Genomic DNA, 23,584 nt, shown 5'->3' with positions numbered 1-23,584 from the left:
ATGGAACCAAAACAAACCATTCAAATCACAAAGGAAGGAATGGAGGTCCAGTGGAATGGATACATCACTGTACCTTTCATCAAAGAATGGTTGACTAACTCAAATCTATGGGAAACCCAAAAAGGAAAAAAGATCATTTTAAATTTGAATGGAATTGAAAGAATCGATTCTTCAGGAATTCAATTTTTGATGTTCTTAAAAAAACGAAGCCACTCCAACCAACAAATTTTAGCATTAACGAACCACTCCTTACCAGTGTTAAAGGTATTGGATTTACTTGGTTTGGTCTCTTTCTTCGGAGATCGTATCAAAGTAAAAAAAGAACATGCAAATGAAGTCGAATTTCGTTATGGAACAAGGAAAGTATCTTAATGGACTTATCGGAAGTCATAGACGCCTATTTAGTTGAATCCGATGAACTCTTACGAGAAATGGAGGCAATTTTACTCCGAACAGAATCTTCATTACCCAATGACGAAGACCTCAATGCTATCTTTAGAGCAGTACATACCATCAAAGGAACAGCAGGTATGTTTGGGTATGAATCCACTGTTTCGTTTACACATGTTGTGGAAAATTTATTGGATGAACTACGCTCCCATGTAATCCCATTCAAACCCATTCTCACGGAACTATTACTCAAAGCAAAAGACCATTTATCCTTTTTAGTTTCTGAAGAAACAAAGGGTAAAATCACAAATGAAAAAATATCATTTGGCCAATCGATTTTAGATGAAATGAAACCTTTCCTTCAGTCCTCGGTGTCCTCACCAAAAACGACTTCGAAGGAAACAATAAACCAAACAGATCAACATAAACATTCGAATTCGAGCGACCTTCAAAATGAAGTAACAACTAACCTTGAGGGAAATAAATTAGCAGCCACAACAAGTTATCTCATTTCCTTTCGACCCAATCAAAATGTCTTTGCTCAAGGTCTCGATCCTATTTCCTTTATTGGATACTTAAAAAAAATTGGTACCATTCTTTCTTTAAAAACCATTGACCAATTCCTACCTGATCCTAATGAATTTGATCCTGAAAATTGTTATTTAGGATTTGAAATCCATTTTAGCTCCAAAGAAAATTTGGAAACAGTTCAAAACGTTTTTAACTTCATTGAAGCAGATTGTTTTTTACATATCTACCCACCAGGGTTCACTGTTGAGGATTTGGTTGATTTATCAAACCAACTCCCAGAAGAGGAAATTTATTTAGGCAATGTATGGAAAGAAATCCAAATACTCGACGACCATCAGTTTCTAATATACCTAGAAGAAATTAAATCCAGAAAAACTGGCATCCCTTCTACTTCAGCTCTTGTTTCCCAAGGAAATAACAAAGAGGAATCAGAATCAAAATTAAGTCACCACAATGCAGACCCAATCAAAGATTCTCATAAATCTTCTACAATCAAAGTCGACTCAAAACGAATTGATAATTTAATCAATCGAGTTGGTGAACTTGTTGTATCCTGTGCCAATATGAACCAACTCATCGGCGAATCAGACGATTCCAATTTACAAGAATCTTCTCTCATTGTGATGAGATTATTGAACGAAGTCCGAGAAATATCCTTAAAACTCAGAATGGTTCCCATTGGAGAAAGTTTTCAAAAGTATTCGCGAATCGTACGTGACTTAGGTAAAGAACTGAAAAAAGACATTCGCCTCATCACAGAAGGTGATGAAACAGAACTTGATCGTAATATTGTCGAAAAATTAAGTGATCCCCTCACCCATTTGGTACGCAATGCATGTGATCATGGATTAGAGTTACCTGAGGAGAGAAAGAAGAATGGGAAGGATTACCAAGGAACTGTAAAACTTACTGCTTACCATGAAGCAGGCAACGTCATCATAGAAGTTGCAGATGATGGAAACGGAATCTCTAAAGAAAAAGTCTGGAAAAAAGGCGTAGAGAAAGGAATTGTATCTGGTGAAATGCCAGACTCTGATGAAGAAGTCTACAAACTCCTATTCCATCCAGGATTTTCGACCGCATCCCAAATCACCAATGTTTCCGGACGAGGTGTTGGCCTGGATGTAGTGTATAAAAATATTGAATCTTTACGCGGTTCCATTTCAATTAAATCGATTCCGAACCAGGGAAGCCGATTTATTTTGAGGTTACCTCTTACACTTGCTATCATTGAAGGATTTTTGGTAGCAGTGGGTAAAAGTCATTTTATCATTCCGATGGAAATGGTTTTGGAATGTTTGCACTTTTCAGATGACCATAAAACAGACTCGAATCAATTTTTTGCCTTACGTGGAAATTTAATTCCATTCCTTCGACTGAGAGATTATTATCCATGTGATGTTGATTCTGATCAGCCAAGGGAAAATATCGTCATTGTAAGAAACGGTGACAAAAAAGCGGGCATTGTAGTCGAAAAACTATTGGGCGAATACCAAACAGTGATTAAACCAATGGGTTCTGTCTTTCGCCACGTCAAAGGTGTCAGTGGGTCAAGTATCCTTGGCGATGGGAATGTTGCACTTATCATAGATGTTCCTTCCTTATTCGAAAGAACAATTACAGTAGAAAATCAGAAATTTTATAGCCATAGGGGTTAATATGAAGTCAATTAGCACAAACACAAAGTTAGTCGGGTATTTTTTAATTGGAGTTTTGTTTACGATCTGGATCAATTTGTATCAATATGGATTGTTCTCAAAACAAGATAAACCAAGTATCAATACAGAAGAAAAAATCCAAAAGTCTGACTCGATTACTCATTTAATCCAACTGAGTTTATCAATTCAGGAAGAAGTCACAAATTTAATTTTGTCATCCGAACCAGAGGAATCACAGATTGCAAAAATCAAGTATGATATTGAAAAATTAGACAAAGCATATGAATTAGTGTCCAAACTTTTCACAAAGGAAGAGGAAAAGAAACAGTTACAATTAACAATTAGCGACAAAAACATTTATACAGAATCTGTTCGTTACAGTTTAAACCAACGCGAGGGTCAATCCAATAAAAAACAAAAAGAAATTCTAAATCCGGAATTGTCTAGTAAGTGGAAAAAATATTCAAATAGTTTACAAGAATTACAAAAACTTTTTTTCGAATCGAACTTAAAAGAAGTGAATGTAAACTTATCGAACCAATCAAAACAAGACTATTCGCTCCCATTTGTAAGTTTTGTATTCCTCATAATTTCTTTCATTTTATTACTTATACTGATCAAACAAATCTCAAAACCTCTCAAAGAATCAATCCAAATCAAAACTGCACTTGATTCTGTATCCACTAATGTAATGATTGCTGACTTGAATTTAGATGTTGTTTATATGAACAAATCAATTCACAAAATGTTCTCTAAATCAGAGGCAGACATTCAAAAACAAATCCGTAACTTTTCACTCAAAAATCTTATGGGTAGTAATATTGATGGTTACCATAAAGACCCAAGTCACCAAAGAAGATTACTTGGTTCTTTTACTTCAGAACATAGCACTAGTATTAAAATAGGGAATCGAGAATTCAACTTGATTGCCAATCCGATCATGACAGATAAAGGAGAAAGGTTAGGAAGTGTTGTCGAATGGGCAGATGTGACAGAATCAAATGCTCAATCTAGAGCGGTTGATAGGTCACAAGCAACTATCGAATTCCAAATGGATGGCACTATCATCACAGCAAATGAAAACTTCTTAACATTAATGGATTATAGTTTAGCTGAAATCAAAGGCCAACACCACAGAATGTTTGTGGAAATTAAAGAATATTCTTCCGAAGCTTATAAACAGTTTTGGACTGCCTTAAACCGAGGCGAGTTCCAAACTGCTGAATACAAACGGATTGGAAAAAACGGAAAAGAAGTATGGTTACAGGCTACCTACACTCCAATTCTTGATGCCAATGGAGTGCCTACCAAAGTGATTAAATTTGCAACGGATATCACTGAAAATAAAAAACGTACACAAGAATTTACAAGCCAAATCGAAGCCATCAATCGAGCACAAGCTACCATTGAATTCTTAGTGGATGGAACTATTTTAACTGCAAACGACATCTTTTTGAATACAATGGGTTATTCGTTGTCTGAAATACAAGGAAAACACCACCGCATGTTTGTTGAACCTAGCTATGTTAGTTCGGAGGAATACAAACTATTTTGGGCTTCTTTAGCACGAGGGGAATTCCAAACAGCGGAATACAGACGAATTGGGAAAGGTGGAAAAGAAGTTTGGTTACAAGCAACTTACAACCCTATTTTGGATTTGAATGGTAAACCATACAAAGTCATTAAATTTGCAACCGATATCACGGAACAAAAAAAATTGGCTATCGAAACAGCAAGGATCGTTGATGATTTAGTGGTTGGACTTGCAGCACTTGAAAGTGGGGATTTAACTCAACTGATCACAAGCCATTATGAAGGTGGATTTGCAAAACTAAGAGACTCCTTCAATAATACTGCAAAAAAACTAGTTGAGATTATCAATGATGTTAGAACCAACACAGATGCCCTTGTTTCTGCAGCAGATGAAGTGGCATCCACAGCAAGCACTTTATCACAAGGTGCCAGTGAACAAGCAGCATCTGTAGAAGAAACTTCTGCATCGCTAGAAGAAATGGGTGCATCCATTGACCAAAATGCTGAGAATGCAAAACAAACAGACACAATTGCAACCAAGTCTGCTAAAGATGCAAAACAAGGCGGTGAAGCCGTTAAAAACACAGTCAAAGCAATGAAAGAAATTGCTGATAAAATTTCCATCATTGAAGATATTGCTTACCAAACCAACTTACTCGCATTAAATGCCGCTATTGAAGCAGCGAGGGCTGGAGAACATGGAAAAGGTTTCGCTGTTGTCGCCTCTGAAGTGAGAAAACTTGCCGAACGATCACAGAAATCAGCAAATGAAATTGGTACCCTTGCGGGAAGTTCCGTTCAAATTGCAGAATCCGCTGGTAAGTTAATTGAAGAGATTGTCCCTGCGATCAATAAAACCGCTGACCTTGTGCAAGAAATCACAGCAGCAAGCCAAGAACAATCTTCTGGTGTCAACGAAGTGAACAAAGCGATGGGCCAACTTGACCAAGTATCACAACAATCAGCAAGTGCTTCAGAAGAACTAGCGGCAATTGCAGAAGAGTTACAAGCTCAATCAGAAAGACTCATGTCTTCGATTAGTTTTTTTAAATTAGGAAAATTATCAACTGTCACAAGCCAAGTGGAGAACAAATCTAGCAGGCTATCTCTTTCAAAACAACCTTCAGGTAAAAAAGAAATTGGAAACACTAGATTGGATCATTCTAATGATCATGATAAATTCCAAAAATATTAAGGGAGGGAAACGAAATGCAGGAAATTCAATACCTAACCTTTTTACTCTCCAATGAATTATTTGGTCTTGGGATTTTGTATATAAAAGAAATCATCGAATTTGATTCAGTCACTCATGTACCCATGATGCCTGAATACATTCCAGGAGTGATCAATTTACGAGGCAATGTAGTTCCCGTGATTGATTTAAACACCCGGTTTTATAAAAAGAAAACGGAAACCAATCGGAAAACTTGTATCATCATCACTGAAATCAAATTGGAAAAAGAAACCATTGATGTGGGTCTACTTGTTGATGAAGTCAATGAGGTGGTAGATATTCCCGAAAACCAAATCGAAGATGCTCCCAGTTTTGGTTCTAAAATTCGTTTAGATTTTATACAAGGTATTGGAAAATTAGAAAATCAATTTGTGATCATTTTGAAAATCAACCAAATACTCGATTTAACCGAAATCCAAACCATCCAAGAAACATCATCGCAAGTGAGTTAAATGGAAGCTCCTGATGAAGTGATAGACCGGTTTCTCAATCCTGGAGAAATTTTCTTCGGAGATAGCAACTATCGGGTACGTACACTTCTTGGTTCCTGTGTATCCATCGTATTATGGCATCCAACCCTTTATATCGGAGGTATGTGCCATTTTTTACTTCCCTACCCTGCTGACATCAAATTGGAAAAAACATACAAATACGGAATCGATGCATTTCAGTATTTTATATCTGAGATCAAAAAAAAACACACAAAACCCAATCAATATTCAGCTAAGATATTTGGTGGTTCGAATATGTTTCTCGGCGAGGAAAGGGAAATTTTTCGAAATGATACAACAACTCTAATCGGTACCAAAAATACAGAATTTGCAAAAAAAATTCTATTAGAAAATCAAATTAAAGTTATTTCAGAAGATACTGGTGGAAACCAATCGAGAAAAATTTATTTTTCGATTTGGGATGGTGAAGTTTGGGTAGAAAAACATTAAGTTATGAATAAAATTAAAGTTTTTGTCATCGATGACTCTGCTGTCGTAAGACAAGTGTTAACCGAAATTTTTAAAACAGATTCAAATTTCCAATTTTTAGGAAGTGCCTCTGATCCTATCTTTGCCTTAGACAAAATGAATAATGATTGGCCTGATGTCATAGTTCTCGATATTGAGATGCCAAGAATGGATGGTTTATCTTTTCTTAAAAAAATTATGACAGAAAGGCCAACACCTGTTGTCATTTGTTCTACGTTAACAACAGAAGGTTCGGAAACTGCTATCCTTGCGATGAACTTAGGTGCTTGTGATATCATCACCAAACCAAAAATTGGGCTCAAAGACTTTTTAAACGAAAGTACAATTGCCCTCACGGATGCAGTGATTGCAGCTGCCTCTGCCACCATCAAACATTTACCTAAACCAAGCCAATCGAATGATTTCAAAATCCAATTGGATAAAAAACAAGAACTCTCATCCTTACAAGCCACTGAAAAAATAGTGGCGATTGGCACCTCAACTGGAGGCACAATTGCACTAGAACACGTGTTAACCAAATTACCAAAAGATCAAACCCCTGGAATTGTCATTGTCCAACACATGCCAGAAAAATTCACAGAAGCCTTTGCCAAACGATTGGATTCGATCTGTGAAATCGTCGTCAGGGAAGCAAAACATGGTGATCGAGTGGTCAAAGGACTTGCCCTCATTGCCCCTGGCAACAAACATATGACGCTCAAACGTTCTGGAGCTCAGTACTTTGTAGAAGTGGTGGATGGTCCTCTTGTCAACCGACACAAACCATCTGTAGATGTTTTATTCCGTTCTGTAGCCAAATCTGCAGGGAAAAATGCGAGAGGTATCATCATGACGGGAATGGGTGACGACGGGGCATCGGGACTTGCGGAAATGAAAGAGGCTGGAGCGGAAACAATTGCACAAAATGAAGAGACTTCTGTGGTTTTTGGGATGCCTAAAGAGGCAATCAAAAGAGGATGTGTGGACCACATCCTCCCACTCGGTGAAATTCACAAAGCCATTATAGGCTACGGTTAAATTAACCGAGCCCCAATTCCTTTGTTACCTTTACTTTTCTTGCTCGAATTTCTTCAGGAGACTCTTCCTTCAAAATTTCATCTGGTTTGATTTTGAAGATGGGTTGTGCTTTTGTCACAATCTTTCCATCCGAATCCACCATCAAATTTTTCACGATTGTCCCACTCACTGGTGCTAGAATTTTATTAAACATCTTCATCACTTCAATGATAAAGAGAGGTTGTCCCGCTTGGAAATGGTCTCCCTCATTGATGAGAGGTGGAAGGTTTGGGGCTTCTTTGGAATAGAACATTCCTCCCATAGGGGCTACAATTTCATCACCAGACATCTTTGGTGGAGGGTTTAGTGTTTTGATAAACGCATCTCGTGTGTCTTTGTTTTTGAATTCATCAGGAACAACTCCGTCCAAATCCGCATTCACATCCAAACCAAAGAAATTCGATTTGATTCCAATTTTGGGAAGTAAGAGTAACGTCTCAAGTCCTGCTTGGAAACCGTTGTGACTTGCCTTCACTTTTTCCCAAAGTTCCTCTGAAATTTCTTTGGAAGGGTTTTTCCCTTTCGCAAACACATCCACTATTTCTTTCCAGCTTTTCAGACCAGTGCGTTTAGAGAATTCAGAATAAAACTCTTTTGCTTCTATAAGTAACTTCGCGTCGTGGTCCCAAATCTTTTCTGAACTTGCTTTTTGTTCCGTTGCATCTAGATTTAAGTAGTAATACAATGAATCTAAGAATTGGATTGGGTTTTCATTGAAAGAAAGTTGGTTTCCAGTGCGTGACCATAGTTTTCCGTCAAAGTATCCTAAAAATCCACCCAGTAAATGTGGATTGGCAAGAAGCCTTTCCATTGGCCGGATCACGAGCGTCATTTTTTTGCTGAGTACTTTTTTTAAGTCAGCATCAGCAGCTTTTGTTTTTTCTGACCAGAGGTATTCCAAATCCAAATCATTGATAATGGATTGTAACGCACCAATCCCTGCTAGATACGATATCATAAAAGCAGTGGATGGTTTGAACATCGCATCCTTACCTAAAATCCATTGGATGAGACCATAGTGAACAAGTAAGTTGGTTTCAAGGTTTTGGCCTCTAAGTTCTGTTTTGCGAAGGATATTTCCTAACACTTCTAAGTTTTCGGAACGGCTATTACCATAAGAAACGATGAGTGCTACGTTGGAGTCGTATGCTCCAGCCAAGTTGTAATGCACAAATGCTCCCGTGTCTGGGTTTCTCGTACAAATCCCTTGGTCATCTCGGATCTCTTCAGGAAGTGGATTTGACCAGTTTTGGATGATTCCACCCGCGTGAGGTTGTAGAGCGCGGTTAGTCGCATTGATACGTACTTCTGCTCCAGATACATTGCGTACAATTCGTTCAGGTTTTGGTACTCGTGGTCCGTGAATGGAGAGTACTGCCATCGCTTCCACAAGGGAATCAATGTAGAAGAAGTCATTTGGATCGTTAGGATTGGTAAACTTCATCTTGTAAACCATCTCGGTCACACGGTGTTCCACCTGGATCCGAGTGTTTACTTCCATAAAGAAAAAACTATTTCCCTCTACGATACATTCAAATGTAGATACGGAGTTGAGGCGAATTGCCTTTCCAAACACTTCTGCTTGGTGTTCCATATCCTTAAGTGTTTGCACATCTTTGTCGAGGATAGCAGCTTTTTTTGCATTTGAAGAACGAACAAGTTCTGCTTCTTTTTGTAAGAGTTCCACAGTTTGTGAAATCTCTAGGAGTTTTTGCTCGTGCATCTGAAGGGAACAATCACGTCCCCCAAGAGACAAGGACCATTCTCCGTTACCAATGAGCTGGATTTCATTGTGACGAGTGTTTTCGATATTTAACTCAATAAGGAAGTTTCGGTTGGAACCAACAGCGGTCACTTTGGACTCTGCTAAGATTTCCATCACAGCAGATTCGATTTCCGATTTCTCAGAAATGACACGTTGGCCTTTTCCCCCACCACCACCGATGTATTTGAATCGGATTCGTTTTCCAGGATACTTTTTCCAAATGTCTTCACATAATATTTCTGACTCTTTTTGTAGGTCAGGAATGGAAGTGATGTCGATGGTTTTTTCGTAAGACAATTGGAGTAAATCTTCCGCGTTGTCTTCCAATGATTTTTTCTCATCAAATGAGAAGTTTAGGTTATTTTCTTTGGCAACTTTGAGTAGTCCGTCTTTGGAATTCCCTGTTTTACGAAGTAACGCTAGGGCTGTGATATTGTCCACACCAGGTGTTACCGAAACATTGAGGCTACGTGCGAGTTTTTTTGCTTCGTCTTTTGCCCCAGCACCTTTTGCCACATGGGAACTTGGTCCCATAAAGATGATGCCTGCTTTTTCAATGGCTTCAATGAACTCAGCATCTTCTGCCATAAATCCGTAACCAGCAAAGATATGTGTGTATCCATTGTCTTTGGCAATTCCAATGATTTGGTGGATGCGCTCCTCTTTTTCTTCTTTCCCCGCTCCCATATAATCAGGAACACGATGGATGTTTTCAGGGAAACGGAAGTTCCGAAGTTCTGGAGCTAGTGCCTTTGGATAAACGATGGAATCTTTTTCAGATAGTAAAATTCCATATTCTTTCACACCAATGGCATCAAATACATCCATGGTTTCCTTACGAACAGGTCCACGGCAAACGATGAGGCATTTGATCGATTCCACACTGAAGGAACGAATCCATGCGGATTCTGATTCTTGGAACTGAATGCGTTTTAAATTCTTATCTAACATGGAAATTATTCAAACTCCCTTTGAGGTCCGGACATTTCCGCCGGTTTGTATTTCGACATCAGGAAACTTAAGTTTTTGGATAAAACATTGCGTGTGTAACCTGGAAGGATGATGGATGAAACAGAACCAAGAGAAAGTGCTTCTTTTGGATTCATGAGTTCTTTTTCGTATCGTTGGCCAATTTCAAAGAGTTTTCCATCCCGAATGGAAATTGCCTCTTTTTCACTCATTCCCTTTTTGACGTTGGCAAGGTATTCTTTTTGAACCCCGGTGATTTCATCTTTGTATACATACTCTTTTCCAGCAGGACCCATAACGGCAATCCTTGCAGTAGGAAGAGCAAATACCATCGATGCTCCCGTAAAATAGGAGTTAAATGTAGCATAAGCACCACCAAAGGCATTACGAATGATGAGTGTGAGTCTTGGTGTACGAAGGTCAATGATGGAATCGAGCAGTTTTCTTCCTTCGAGAACGATACCATTATGTTCTTGGTCACGACCTGGTAAAAATCCAGTTGTGTCTTCTACAAACACCATTGGGATATTGTATAAGTTACAGAATCGAACAAAACGAGTTCCTTTACGAGAAGCTCCAATGTCAATCTGACCAGAAGAAACAGCAGAGTTATTGGCAAGAAAACCAACAACATGACCACCAATACGACCAAAGGCAGTGACGATATTCCTTGCTCTTTGCGGTTGTAATTCAAAGAACTCACCATGGTCACAGATCTGTTGTAAGTACAGTGTGATGTCAAAAGGTGTGTTCATTCCTGTAGGAGAATTGAATGTTTTACGGAAAAGAATGTCTTCTTCGTAAATGAACCTGTCTACTGGGTCTGATGTTGGATAAAAAGGCGCAAAACTATGGTTATTGTCAGGCAAATAAGAGAGAAGACGGATCGCTGTACGAAGAGAACCTAACTCATCACCAGTGACAAGGTCCACCACACCGGATTGACCGTGTACTTTTGGTCCCCCTAAGTCTTCTGCAGAGATATCTTCCCCAAGCACTGACTTCACAACTCCAGGTCCAGTGAGACCAAAAAAAGTACCATCACATTGGATCATAAAGGACCCTTGGCGTGGGAGGTAAGCACCACCACCAGCGTTAAATCCAAACATAAGCATAACAGAAGGAACGACACCGCTGATTTTACGTAATGCAGTGAAGGCTTCTGAATAACCATCGAGACCACCCACACCCGCTGGTACATAGGCACCTGCAGAATCATTCATCCCGATGAGAGGGATTCCATGGGTTCCAGCCATTTGGATGAGGCGAGCGAGTTTACTACCGTTCGTTGCATCCATGGAACCGGCACGGAGTGTAAAATCGTGTCCGTAGACCGCTACATCGCGACCCTTAATGTTTAAAATTCCTGTGACGATGGAAGCTCCATCTAAATTAGGGCCCCAGTTTTGGTAAGTGATGTTCGGTTCTTCGTCTGTGAGAACTTTGATACGTTCCCAAACCGTCATCCTACTTTTAGAGTGTTGGACACGAATTCTATCTTCACCACCACCAAGAAAGGGTTTTTCGATTAATTCTTTTCCTAGTTTGAGAGCATCATCATATATTCCGGTTTTGGTCTCCGGAGCCTTGGATTCTTTGAACGGGTTGTTTAGGGAATACTGCATGGTTTCCATAAGTTTTTTTCCAATGTTTTGTTTAGGATCACTTAGAAAAGTGATTTTTACTTTAAAGCTGCTTCTAAATCGGGATAAATTGTGAATAACTGCTGCATCCCGATAATATCAAAGACTTTCTCAACTGCAGGTTGTAATCCGCAGATCGAAATACTGATTTTCTGTTCTTGGCAATGCCTAAGTGTTGTGACAAGGAGGCGAAGTCCAGCCGAAGAAATAAATGGCACTTCACTCAAATTAAAAATAACAGATTTTCCCGAAGAACTAACGAGAGTGAGTAAATCTTTTTCAATTTTATGTGTATTGTGAACATCCAAATTGCCTTGGACGTGTACAACCATCTTGTTTCCCATTTCTTCCGAACGGATTCCAATTTTATCTTCGTTCATACGATTGTTTTCTCCAAATAGGTTATGTTTTGTTTCCCATTGTATTCATACGATACTTTGTCCATGAGGGTTTCCATGAGATAAACACCGAATCCTCCCTTTCGTTCACCTTTCAAATTGGCTTCCACGGAAGGTTTCGGAACTTTTTTCCTGTCGAAAGGTTTCCCTTCGTCTACGAGAACAATTTTTAACTTATCTCCAATGAGTTCAAATTTACATTCAAACTTTGGATTCTGCAGATTCGTATCTTTGTAACTATGCATCACAATATTGGTAGCTGCTTCATCCAAAGATATTAAGATGTCGTCGAAGGCAAAAGGTTTTGTAATTTTCTTCTCTAAATGTTCGGAAATAAAATCACGGAGTTTTGGGATTTCATTCGGGTGTGCATCAAAGGATTTTACCATTTCAAAACTTTCCACCTTCGCAAACTTCAAAATCATAACGGTAAAGTCATCGTATTGTTCTTCCGCCTTTGAAAAAGAACGAATGTCATTATAAACGGATTCCACAATTTTTTGAGATGATTCATCCCGATGTGCAATGATATAATCAATGAAACGATCGAGACCATATTCTTCCCCATCTGGACTTTTTTCCTCAATGGCCCCATCAGTATAAAAAACCAAAATATCACCTGGTTCTAATTGGATCTCACCACCATGGTAATTGGTATGAGGGACCACTCCGAGCGGTGCCCCTTTTCCCTTTAGAAGTTCAAAACTCCCATCCTTTCGGATCCAAATTTGGTCATTGTGACCTGCGGATGCAAACTTTAATGTACGGGTTTTTCTTTGGTAATTAACGAGGAATAAGGTAACAAACATCCCCGACTGCGAATCTTCATAAATCAATTGGTTGGCACGATAGAGTAATTCGGAGGGAGACATGTCCGTTGTTCTGGAAAGTGTTCGGATAATCGAACTGGACATCGCCATAAAAATGGCTGCTGGTAAACTTTTCCCAGACACATCGGCCACAAGAAAGGAAAACTGTTCGTCTCCAAACGCATGGAAATCATAAAAGTCACCTGACACCTCTTTGGCGGCAACCGACTTAACTCCCAGGTCAAATAATGGAGATTGGATGAGAGCATTGGGTAAAATATTGTTTTGAATTTTTCTTGTGATTTCGATTTCTTTTTCGATCGATTTTTTGGTAATGATTTCTTGGTTGAGGCGTAAATTTTCGTAAGCTTTTGCTAGTGGAGAGGATAATGTTTTTAACATCCTAAGGTCTGTCTCATTAAAGGAATGAAGAGAATGTTTTCCGCTTACATACAAAGCAGCCCGTAAATTCCCTCCTCTTGGTGAAATGGGCAAAATCAGGAAATTTTTCTTTAGTGTATAAAACTCCAATTCCGAAAAGGATTCTTCCAATTGGGGAGTGACTACTGCCATTCTCGGATTCCCAGATTCCATAAGGCTTAAAAACAAACGACTTTCAAACATGGGAAAAAAAGATTCTCTAACAATCCCTAACTGCCTTGCATACACTTGGATTCTATTTTTGTTCTTTTCTTCAATGATAACCATGCCTGCATCTTCACATGACAATTCTTTGGTGAGAATGCTAAGTGTTTTTGACATGAGGCCCAATTCATCATGAGATTCAAGCACAGCTTGCCCCAAATCAAAGATAGATTCTAGAGTACTTAACTTTTGTTTGAGCTCTAAGTTTGTAACATTAAGGTTGTCAAGAAGCCTTGTTTTTTGGATCGCAACTGCACAAGCACTGGAAAAAGACAAAAATGTATCTATATCATCTTGGCTAAAATTATTCCGATCAATGGTATTAATTGCTTCAATCACACCAATGACCTCATCTCCCACAATGAGGGGACTTGCCAAAATATTACGAGTCACAAAATTGGATGCTTTGTCTACATCCCGAAAGACCCTGTCATCATTTTGTGCATCGTTGATGATCATAGGTTGTTTGGTCACCGCTACGGTGCCCGCAATCCCCTGTCCTACAGGGACTTTGATTTTGGAAACCTCTTCTCGTTTTTCACCTGTTACCGTATGAAAAACCAAATACTCTTTTTTCTCATCTAACAAAAGCAAGGAACTTGCTTCCGTACGAAACACGGATTTTGCAGATTCCATTACCATGACAAGCACATGTTCCAAATCAACACTCGTATTGATAAGGACTGCTACCCGAATGATTTCCTCCAAAAAGTATTGGAGACGATTATTATTGTTATGAATGTTTGCGTTATCAATCAGAAGTAAAATTGATGTCGTCAGTGAATTAAAAAACTGTGGTTCAATATCCGAAAAAACAGTGTCTTTGAATAAAGCGTTTAAGTTGGCACTAAAGTAATTGATTAGATCTAAATCTTGTTCTGAAAAATTTTGAAAATGTTTGATTCCTTCCAAAACCAAAACGCCAAGGGACATATCCCCTATTTCATCTCCCAAATAACAAGCTATATATGATTCGGAAACTGGTGCATCTTTTGCATTTAGCTGAGTACCTTTTTTAACCAGAATACTTTTTTTAGATTTAAACACATGTTTGGCGATATGCCCAGCATTTGTTTTGTCTGTGACGAGTCCAATTTTACTTAAATTCCCTTTTCCATTCCGAAGGTACAAAGCTGCTGATTTAGCAGAAACAAATCGTTTTGCTTGTCCTAAAATAAAATGGTATAAATCATCTAGTTCGTTTGAGGAAGAAAGATAAAATCCGCCATCTTCGTTTTTTAAGATAATCGGCGGAAGGGATTGTGGTTTCAATGTTCTAATCTTTGCTAAACTTTAAAGATTCTTCTCTGAGTTTACGATTTGCATCTTCGAGAGATTTGATTTTATCAAATGCAGACATTAATTCATCTCGACTTAAATTGGATACCATCGTACTTGCTTGGACAGTTTCTTTGGCTTCTCTTAATTCTACACGTGAGTAATCAATGATTTGTTCGTACATACGAATGATTTCGTCTGCGTTTGCTAATTCTTGTTCATTGAGCCTAAGAACTTTTTCATAACCTTTAATGATATCCGATTGGATTTTCAATTTTTTAGTGAGTTCTTCTACCGTATCTTGTCCCATAAAGTCTTTGGTTCCTTAGCCATTTTGGGATTCTGTTGACAGACAAACGCGGTCTCGCACCTTGGAAAAGCACAAGGGGACGTAGCTCAGTTGGGAGAGCGTTTGAATGGCATTCAAAAGGTCGGGGGTTCGATTCCCCTCGTCTCCAAAATCCCTCACGAGATTTCAGCGTTTTAAGCCCAGCCTGTCAAATTCTTTTTCAATCGACTAGGAGTTCACTTGATCATTCAGTGACCTTTTTCAATCTATTCCATATTAGATTATGGCAGTACGAAAAATTCTTAAAATTGGTAATCCGATCCTTAGGCAAACAAGTGAAGATGTGACCGAATCCGAAATCCAAACCAAGGATTTCAAAAAATTGATACGCGATATGTTTGAAACCATGCGCCATGCCGATGGTGTGGGACTTGCTGCCCCACAAATTGGAGTTTTAAAAAAATTAGTGGTCGTTGGGCAAGAAGATGACAATGAACGATACCCAGGAACCCCAGAAGTTCCGAACCAAATCATCTTAAATCCGGAAATCACACCCTTAAGTCCTCCTGCTGATGGATTTTGGGAAGGGTGTTTATCAGTGCCTGGAATGCGTGGTTATGTGGAACGACCTAACAAAATCCGAATGAAATGGCGTGATGAAAATTTCGAAGAACATGACGAAATCATTGAAGGGTATAGAGCCATCGTATTACAACATGAATGTGATCATTTGTTCGGCGTTCTGTATGTAGATCGATTAAAAAGCACAAAACTTTTTGGTTATAACGAAGACATTGATACCGCTGGTAAATTGTTAGATTAAAATAAATTTCATTATGATTTTTATAGGTTCACTCTTATAGGAGATTCCATGGGTTCATCCATAGTACAGTATTTTCTTTCCAAAAGTTTATTCGTAAACCTATTAACTTTTTTAATCATATTAGTTGGTGGATTTACTGCGGCTACGATGAACAGAGAGGCATTTCCCAATATCAATTTTGATATTGTGAGTGTTACAACTCTTTATCCTGGTGCGGCTCCCGCTGATGTGGAAAAACTTGTCACCAAACCTTTAGAAGATGCCATTAAAGAAGTTGATGGAATCAAAGAATTTCGTTCTGCTTCGTTAGAAAATCGTTCTGGTATCATCATTACAATTGATCCTAATACAAAAAACACTCAGAAAGTGGTAGATGATCTAAAATCAGCAATTGATAGGATCCAAGATTTACCAACGGAAGTAGAAGATCCAATTGTAACAGAGATTACAACAGCAAGACAACCTGTTATCGAAATCCATCTCTCTTCCACCCTAAAAGACGGAAAACCAATCCTCAGTGCAAAAGAACTCAGAGACCAAGCAAAAATATTAGAAGAAAAACTAAAAGACCTACCTTCTGTTGCGAGGATCACCAAACGAGGTTGGCGTGAACGAGAGATGAAAGTGGACTTAGATCCTGATAAATTGAGAGCATTCTCTCTCTCTTCCACCCAAGTGATCAGTGCCCTTCGTCAGAGAAACATCAACTTTCCAGGTGGAAACATCAATGAAAAAACAAGGGAAATTATTGTACGAACAGTTGGTGAGTTTGATACTGCCGAGGAAATCGAAAACGTCTTTATTAGAACCAATGATGCAGGTAGATCCGTTCGGATTCGCGATGTAGCCAGAGTCACAGAAGGGTTTGAAGATTCAGATTATATAGACAAATCAAATGGTAACATAGCCATTGCACTTACTGTAATCAAACGCGAAAAAGCAGATGCCATTACGGTTGTTGATGATTCCAAAAAAGTAGTCGAAACGTTTATTAACTCCTCGAATGGCGCAATCAAACATGCGTTTGTAAATGATTTATCAAAATATATAAGAAGAAGACTAGGTGTTTTAACTTCAAATGCAGTTTCTGGTTTATTTTTAGTGACTGCATCCCTCTTTGTTTTCCTCGGATGGAGAATGGCACTCATGACAGCACTTGGAATTCCCATATCCATTGCTATGACCTTTGTTGCCATGAATTATATGGGTCTTACATTAAACCTCATATCGATGATGGGACTCATCATTGTTGTGGGAATTTTAGTCGATGATGCCATCATCATTTGTGAAAACGTATACCGCCATTTAGAAATGGGAGAAGAACCATTTGAAGCTGCCATGCGTGGGACAAGTGAAGTATTGGCTCCAGTTACCGCAACGGTAACAACAACCATTGCTGCGTTTGGACCTATGTTATTTATGACAGGGATCTTTGGAAAATTCATCCATTCCATTCCCCTTGTTGTGATCCTTTCCTTGTGTAGTTCTCTTTTTGAAGCTTTTTTTATGTTACCGTCTCACTTGTATGATGTGAGTAAGGCAAGTGATATGAAGGGGGAAGTAAAAGAAGAATCACATTGGTTCATTAAGTTTAAAGAAAAAACTTACCTCCCGCTCTTACGTTTTGCATTGAGTAACCGATGGAAAATGGTAGGTTTATTATTGGGTTTATTTGTATTTTCATTGGCGATCCAAACTAAATTTGGAAAGTTCAAACTTTTCCCAGGTGCCATTGAAACATTCCAAGTGAGAGTCACTGCGGAAACAGGATTAAAACTGGAAGAAACTGATCGTTTCATTCGTGCCATTGAACATAGTATCGCCAAACTTCCTGAAGGTGAAGTGGAGAACTTTATCTCACGTGTGGGGATCATTCAAAAAGATCCGAATGATCCTTTTACAAAACGTGGAAAAAACTATGCCCAAGTTATGGTGTATCTAACCCCCGATGACAACAGGGACCGCTCCACTGAAAAAATCATAGAAGTTGTGAGGGAAAACACAAAGTATCTTTTGAATGATAAGGCACTTGCCTTACTCGAAGAAAAACTAGCGAAAGAAAATGTAGATAAAAAACAAGAGGACAAAGTCCAAATTGATGCCATTCCAAATGAGTTTTTACCGTTAAAAGGTAAACTGATTAACTTGGAATTTGAAAAATTAGCAGGTGGACCACCCGTTGGAAAACCAGTAGCAATTGAAATCAAAGGGGACGACTTTGCCACCTTACTTAAAATTGGTGCCGAATACAAAGCCGCTTTAGCAAAAATCAAAGGTGTTACTGATATCGGTGACGACTTTAATGAAGGAAAAGACGAAATCCGCGTCTCCGTAGACGAATCACTAGCATCGTTTGCAGGTGTGAGTGTTCAGTCTGTTTCCCTTGCGATCAACACAGCTTTACAAGGAACTGTTTCTACCAAAATCAAACGTGCGGATGAAGAAGTAGATGTACGTGTTCGTTTCCCTGAGGAATACAGGTCGTCCCTTACACATTTGAATAAAGTATACGTAAATAACCTTACCGGAAATCTAATACCAGTTTCACGATTAACCAGTTATGATCGGAACCCAGGCCGAGCATCAATTAACCATTTGGATGGAAAAAGGCTTCTTACCGTAACTTCGAATATTGATGAAACAATTTCCACATCGAGGCAAGTGAATTTGGAGGCAAAACAACTCACAGAAGGAATCATAGCCAAATACCCTGGTTATTCGGTTCGGTTTTCTGGAGAAAACAAAGACACAGAAGAATCAATGGCTTCCCTTGGGCGAGCTTTCCTTGTGGGGCTACTCATCATTTATATGATCCTTGCTTCCCTCTTCCGCTCCTTAGCCCAACCTCTCATTGTGATGAGTGCCATTCCATTTGCTGTCATTGGTGTGATCTTTGCTTTTTTATTGCATGGACAACCATTTTCCTTTTTGGCTTTTCTTGGAATCATTGGACTTGCGGGGGTAGTCGTAAACGACTCCATTGTACTTGTGGACTGTGCCAACCAACTACGCATTGAAGACCCATCGAAATCCACCTTTGAATTGTTAGTGGAGGCAGGGAGCATCCGCCTACGTGCCGTGATGCTAACAACCGTTACAACAGTACTTGGTCTTTTGCCAACTGCGTATGGAATTGGAGGAAAGGACCCTTTCCTTGTTCCTATGGCTCTTGCATTTGGTTGGGGACTTGCTTTCGCGACATTTATTACGTTGATTATGGTTCCTGTCTTTTACTTAAACTTATATACCTTTAAAGACAGTGTCGTAACTCGGTATCAAAATCGAAAAAAACGATTTGTTTGAACGATAATAGAAAAGAGTGATTACCCATGGTCCAAAGGTAATAGTGCAAAATTAAATTTTGTCTCTTCTGTTAGTCCTTTTTATCGTTTAAAACTTCAGAAAGGGTTACAAATTTGTAACCCTTTTCTTTCATTCTTTCAATGAAAGTCGGAAGGATATAAATCAATTTATCAAATTTACGAGGACCACCAAGGTGCATGAGGATAATCGCACCATTCATTCCATTTGGGTCCGCTTTTTCCCAATTGTCTAAAAACGTAAGAGTTTCCTCTCCTGTTTTATAATGTGGATTTTTTACGACTTCCTTTTTGCCTTTTGACGTTTTTTTATATAGGAATTGTTTACTGATATAATCAGGTAAGTCTAGAGATCCTTTGGCATTATTTGACCACATAATGTGATCCGTATAACCAAGACTTGCATGGGCATCTAAAATCAATTGGCTAAGAGCTCCATAAGGCAAACGGTAATATTTTTTTAACTCTTGTTTGGTGAGAGAATAAAAGGTATCTTCCACTCGTTTAAGTTCCTCTGCCATACGAGGAAGGTCGAGTACTGACTTAGATAAGTATTCGAGTACCATTCTTTTTTTTAAGGATGTTTCGGTTACAGAACGTTGGTAGTTAAAATGGGACCAAGTATGATTCCCAAATTCGACAGCACCTGTTTTTGCCATCCGCTTGATATAATCTAAGTTTTGTCTGACAAAAAAAGAACCATTGATATCGGATGGTCTTTCATTGGATAAAAACAAAGTTACTTTGATTTTATGTTCTTTTATGTAATTATAAAGTACGGGAAGTTCTTCGCCAGTTGCCAAGTCAAAGGTTAGAGCAATTTCCTTTTGAGATTCATTCCCACGTAAGATGTTACGTCCTTTGGTATTCTGACTCACTTCCTTTAAAAACTCGATATTTTCTTCCACTTGTTTCGCAAGTTCGGTATCAGGTTCGGTGTCCCCTGCCAGAGCATTCTCTTCCCTAAGTTGTTCTTGGTACATCAAAGAAAAAAGAGACTGTTCCAATTCTCTTAAACTTCGGTCTTTTTCTTTTACTTCGGATTCGAGTTTTGTCACACTGAGGCTCAAATAGAGCAGATAACTGAGTAAAACAAAAACGGTAAGACCAACAAAGGATAAAGCAGAGATAAAGGCAAAACGACGGAGTTTTTTAGCAAACAATCGATCCTTTTCTATGTCCTTAGAAAGTTCATGGACAATGTCCTGGATTTCTTTCTCTTCGTTTGTCGGATCGAGTGACATGTAGGTATGGCTTTCCTTAATATCGATTATCGGAATTGGGACTAGGGTTCTATACTCGTCCCTCTCCCAAGTTTAGGTTTTGATCTTTAAAAATTTCCCTTTTTTCCCTTGCCTGATGAGGTATTCTTTCCCCTGCTCCAAAACAAAGCCAGGGTCCGTTATTTTTTCCTCATCCAAATACAATCCCCCTGCTTGGATGAGCCGTCGGCCTTCTGAAACACTCGGTATGAATTTGAGTTGGGACAATACATAAACAAGGAGAGGTGGTTTTTCTGTAAAATAACTGGAGTCCAAACTTTCTGTCGGAATTTCGTCTGGTAGAGCTCTGTTTTTGGTATTATGGATGGCAGTCCATTCTTCCACTGCTTTACGGTTTTCTTCTTTTGGATGCATTTGGTCCATGATGAGAAGGGCTAGTTCTGTTTTGACTTCTTTCGGATGGAGGGATTTGGAACGAATCCCCTCTTTTCGTTTTTCCACTTCGGACATCGGTAGGTCTGTGAGAAGTTCAAAATAATTCCACATCAGATCATCAGAGATAGACATAATTTTACCGTACATGTCGATGGGTTTTTCAATGATGCCTACATAATTGCCAAGAGACTTGGACATTTTTTTCACACCATCAAGCCCAACTAACAAAGGCAAAGTGATCACGGCTTGTGGTTTTTGACCGTATTCTCTTTGTAAGTCGCGACCAACGAGCATATTAAACTTTTGGTCTGTTCCTCCAAGTTCCACATCAGACTTCATTGCAACGGAATCATAACCCTGTACGAGTGGGTATAAAAACTCAATCATCGAAATGGGTGTTCCCGCTTTGTGGCGTTTGGTGAAATCATCTCGTTCCAACATACGCGAAACTGTATACTTCGAAGTCAGAACCAATACATCTTCAAATTTTAATTCCGAACACCAGTGAGAATTGTAAAGGATACGAGTTTTATTTGGGTCCAAGATTTTAAAAACTTGTGTTTGGTAGGTTTTAGAATTTTCCAATACCTCTTCTTTTGAAAGGCGTTTGCGTGTTTCCGATTTTCCGGTTGGATCACCAATCATTGCTGTGAAATCACCTAGCATAAAACAAACATCATGGCCCAAGTCTTGGAAATGTTTGAGCTTTCGCAGTAACACAAAATGGCCTAAATGTAAATCAGGTGCCGTTGGATCAAATCCTGCCTTGATCGTTAAGGAAGGTTTGGATTTGATTTTTTCTAAAAGTTCCCCTTCACTGATGATTTCGACAGTGCCTCGGCGGATGGTTTCTAATTCTTGGTTCAATTCTCTTTCAGTTTTCATAACAATTTCAAAAATTTTCGATGGTAGAAAAGGTGACTTTTGACAACACTAACCTTAGAATCTCTATAGGCAACCACCAAAGTACGTAAAAACCCTTATGAACCATTTAGATGAAAGAAAACAAACGCTAAAACATTTAGAATCAACCCAGTATGATATTTTAATTTTGGGTGGTGGTGCCACCGGTTCCGGCACAGCCCTTGATGCCAGTCTCCGAGGTTACAAAGTAGCCTTATTGGAAAAAGGAGACTTTTCGCAAGGAACGAGTTCCCGATCTACCAAACTCATCCACGGTGGAGTGAGGTATCTTGCCCAATTCCATTTTAAATTAATTTATGAAGCATTGTCAGAGCGGAAACGACTTCTCATCAATGCACCGCACTTAGTCAAACCACTTCCCTTTGTTTTACCAACCTATGTTTGGTGGGAAAAACCGTTTTATTCCATTGGTCTTACGATGTATGATATCCTTGCTGGAAAATCGATTGTCCCTGGCCATGAACGAATTTCGAAAGCAACTGCCCTCGATTACTTTGCTTCCCTCAAAAAAGAAAACCTAAAGGGTGGAATCTCCTACTATGATGCACAGTTCAATGATGCAAGACTCAATGTAACAACCATTCGTGCCGCAAAAGAAAATGGAGCGGACATTGTCTCAAGGATTGAAGTGACATCCTTTTTAAAGGATAACAATGGTAAAATCATTGGTGTGACTGCAAAAGATTCTCTTACAAAAAAAGTTGTCTCGATCAAAGCCAAAGTGGTCGCCAATACAACCGGTGTGTGGATTGATTCTCTCCGTAAACTCGATGATCCCAAAGCAGAAAATGTCCTTGCTCCAAGCCAAGGAATCCACCTCGTATTTGATAAAGAGAAACTCCCTTGCCGGACTGCGATGATCATTCCGAAAACTGCGGATGGTAGAGTGGTATTTGTGATCCCTTGGGAAGGGAAAGTACTCCTAGGAACCACAGACACCCCGATTCAAAAAATTGAAGATGAACCTTTGCCCTTACAATCCGAAGTGGAATTTTTACTCCAAACTGGAAATGATTACCTAGATACAAAATTAACAAAAGACGACATTGAATCTGTCTTTAGTGGTCTACGCCCTCTCATTTCCACAGGAGACAAAAAGGACACTAAATCCATTTCCAGGGAAGAAGCCATCCTCGTCTCGGATTCTGGTCTTGTGACAATGTCGGGAGGGAAATGGTCCACTTTCCGTAAAATGGCGGAAGACCTCACCGACAAATTGATCTCTGTTGGAAACCTTCCATCCAAAATGAACTGTGTCACAGCAAGTTTTGCTTTCCCAGGTGCCGATGGGTATAGCAAACATTTGGTGGCAAAGATCCAAACGATGTACGACCTTCCTTATGAAACAGCCGTTCGATTGGTAGATTCTTATGGAGGGGAGGTGCCTCTCATCCTAGGTAAAAAACCAAAAGAAATCAAAAAAGGGTCAGGTTACTTTGCAGAAGAAATCAAACATTTTGTGAAAAAGGAATTTGCTCTTTCTGTTTCTGATGTTCTCTCGAGGCGATGGAGAGTAGTTTTCCTTGATTTAAAACTGGCAGAATCCCTTGCAGTTCCAGTCAGTAATGTACTCGGAAAAGAACTCGGTTGGAAAGATACGGAAAAAAAATCATCTTTGAATGAACTCCTAAAACACATCAAAGATTTAAAGAAAACTATTTCTTAACGAAAAAGGCATCGA

At 39.0% G+C, this 23,584-nt stretch carries 16 protein-coding genes and 1 tRNA gene; 10 read left to right on the top strand and 7 right to left on the bottom strand.

The genetic code is table 11. The features are described from left to right. Genes DI076_RS05620 through DI076_RS05595 form a run of 6 tightly spaced genes read left to right on the top strand, consistent with a single transcriptional unit; the run spans nt 1 to nt 7,343 of the window. Nucleotides 1-372 carry an STAS domain-containing protein gene (locus DI076_RS05620; protein ID WP_108959000.1) on the top strand — a complete coding sequence of 124 codons (372 nt, stop codon included), beginning with the start codon at nt 1-3 and terminating at the stop codon, nt 370-372. Further along, a complete protein-coding gene (locus DI076_RS05615) occupies nt 372-2,579 on the top strand; it encodes a chemotaxis protein CheA (protein ID WP_108958999.1) in 2,208 nt (735 codons plus the stop codon). The genes DI076_RS05620 and DI076_RS05615 overlap by 1 nt, the downstream gene beginning before the upstream one ends. Nucleotide 2,580: 1 nt before the next feature. Further along, nucleotides 2,581-5,307, top strand: coding sequence for a methyl-accepting chemotaxis protein (locus DI076_RS05610; RefSeq protein WP_108958998.1), 2,727 nt, complete (start codon nt 2,581-2,583; stop codon nt 5,305-5,307). Between the two features lie 14 nt (nt 5,308-5,321). Further along, nucleotides 5,322-5,798, top strand: coding sequence for a chemotaxis protein CheW (locus DI076_RS05605; protein ID WP_108958997.1), 477 nt, complete (start codon nt 5,322-5,324; stop codon nt 5,796-5,798). Further along, entirely contained in the window at nt 5,799-6,287 is a 489-nt protein-coding gene (locus DI076_RS05600; protein ID WP_108958996.1) for a chemotaxis protein CheD, read from the top strand. It abuts the gene before it with no gap. 3 nt (nt 6,288-6,290) lie between these two features. After that, nucleotides 6,291-7,343, top strand: coding sequence for a protein-glutamate methylesterase/protein-glutamine glutaminase (locus tag DI076_RS05595; RefSeq protein WP_108958995.1), 1,053 nt, complete (start codon nt 6,291-6,293; stop codon nt 7,341-7,343). A 1-nt stretch (nt 7,344) separates the two neighbouring features. Here DI076_RS05595 and DI076_RS05590 read toward each other — a convergent pair whose 3' ends face one another. The 5 genes from DI076_RS05590 to DI076_RS05570 are packed head-to-tail and all read right to left on the bottom strand — an operon-like array spanning nt 7,345 to nt 15,199. Further along, on the bottom strand, nt 7,345-10,098 hold the full coding sequence (locus tag DI076_RS05590) for an ATP-binding protein (RefSeq protein WP_108958994.1): 2,754 nt from the start codon (nt 10,096-10,098) through the stop codon (nt 7,345-7,347). A gap of 5 nt (nt 10,099-10,103) precedes the next feature. Continuing rightward, on the bottom strand, nt 10,104-11,750 hold the full coding sequence (locus DI076_RS05585; protein ID WP_108958993.1) for an acyl-CoA carboxylase subunit beta: 1,647 nt from the start codon (nt 11,748-11,750) through the stop codon (nt 10,104-10,106). Nucleotides 11,751-11,797: 47 nt separating this feature from the next. Beyond that, nucleotides 11,798-12,139, bottom strand: coding sequence for an STAS domain-containing protein (locus tag DI076_RS05580; protein ID WP_108958992.1), 342 nt, complete (start codon nt 12,137-12,139; stop codon nt 11,798-11,800). Further along, nucleotides 12,136-14,883, bottom strand: coding sequence for a SpoIIE family protein phosphatase (locus DI076_RS05575; protein WP_108958991.1), 2,748 nt, complete (start codon nt 14,881-14,883; stop codon nt 12,136-12,138). The genes DI076_RS05580 and DI076_RS05575 overlap by 4 nt, the downstream gene beginning before the upstream one ends. 4 nt (nt 14,884-14,887) lie before the next feature. Further along, the gene (locus DI076_RS05570) at nt 14,888-15,199 is read right to left on the bottom strand and encodes a hypothetical protein (RefSeq protein WP_012388560.1); all 312 of its coding nucleotides are present in this window, start codon (nt 15,197-15,199) and stop codon (nt 14,888-14,890) included. A 75-nt stretch (nt 15,200-15,274) separates the two neighbouring features. On the opposite strand from DI076_RS05570, the gene DI076_RS05565 reads away from it, so the two are divergent. From DI076_RS05565 to DI076_RS05555, 3 genes are all read left to right on the top strand, one after another. Then, nucleotides 15,275-15,347: transfer RNA gene (locus DI076_RS05565), tRNA-Ala, on the top strand. A 114-nt stretch (nt 15,348-15,461) separates the two neighbouring features. Then, nucleotides 15,462-16,001, top strand: coding sequence for a peptide deformylase (def, locus tag DI076_RS05560; RefSeq protein WP_108958990.1), 540 nt, complete (start codon nt 15,462-15,464; stop codon nt 15,999-16,001). A gap of 48 nt (nt 16,002-16,049) precedes the next feature. Then, nucleotides 16,050-19,304, top strand: coding sequence for an efflux RND transporter permease subunit (locus DI076_RS05555; protein WP_108958989.1), 3,255 nt, complete (start codon nt 16,050-16,052; stop codon nt 19,302-19,304). Between the two features lie 70 nt (nt 19,305-19,374). Here DI076_RS05555 and DI076_RS05550 read toward each other — a convergent pair whose 3' ends face one another. Together DI076_RS05550 and tyrS are read right to left on the bottom strand one after the other, a co-directional pair. After that, the gene (locus DI076_RS05550) at nt 19,375-20,565 is read right to left on the bottom strand and encodes a polysaccharide deacetylase family protein (protein WP_108958988.1); all 1,191 of its coding nucleotides are present in this window, start codon (nt 20,563-20,565) and stop codon (nt 19,375-19,377) included. Nucleotides 20,566-20,637: 72 nt separating this feature from the next. Continuing rightward, on the bottom strand, nt 20,638-21,864 hold the full coding sequence (gene tyrS, locus DI076_RS05545; RefSeq protein WP_108958987.1) for a tyrosine--tRNA ligase: 1,227 nt from the start codon (nt 21,862-21,864) through the stop codon (nt 20,638-20,640). Between the two features lie 97 nt (nt 21,865-21,961). Here tyrS and DI076_RS05540 point away from each other — a divergent pair, with 97 nt between their 5' ends. Continuing rightward, nucleotides 21,962-23,569: a glycerol-3-phosphate dehydrogenase/oxidase gene (locus DI076_RS05540; RefSeq protein ID WP_108958986.1), complete on the top strand. Its 1,608-nt coding sequence runs from the start codon at nt 21,962-21,964 to the stop codon at nt 23,567-23,569. Nucleotides 23,570-23,584: the final 15 nt, after the last annotated feature.

This window comes from Leptospira ellinghausenii (assembly GCF_003114815.1).
GTDB classification, from domain to species: Bacteria; Spirochaetota; Leptospiria; order Leptospirales; family Leptospiraceae; genus Leptospira_A; species Leptospira_A ellinghausenii.
The sequence above is the reverse complement of the archived record's forward strand: the minus strand, read 5'-3'. Positions and strand labels throughout refer to the sequence as shown.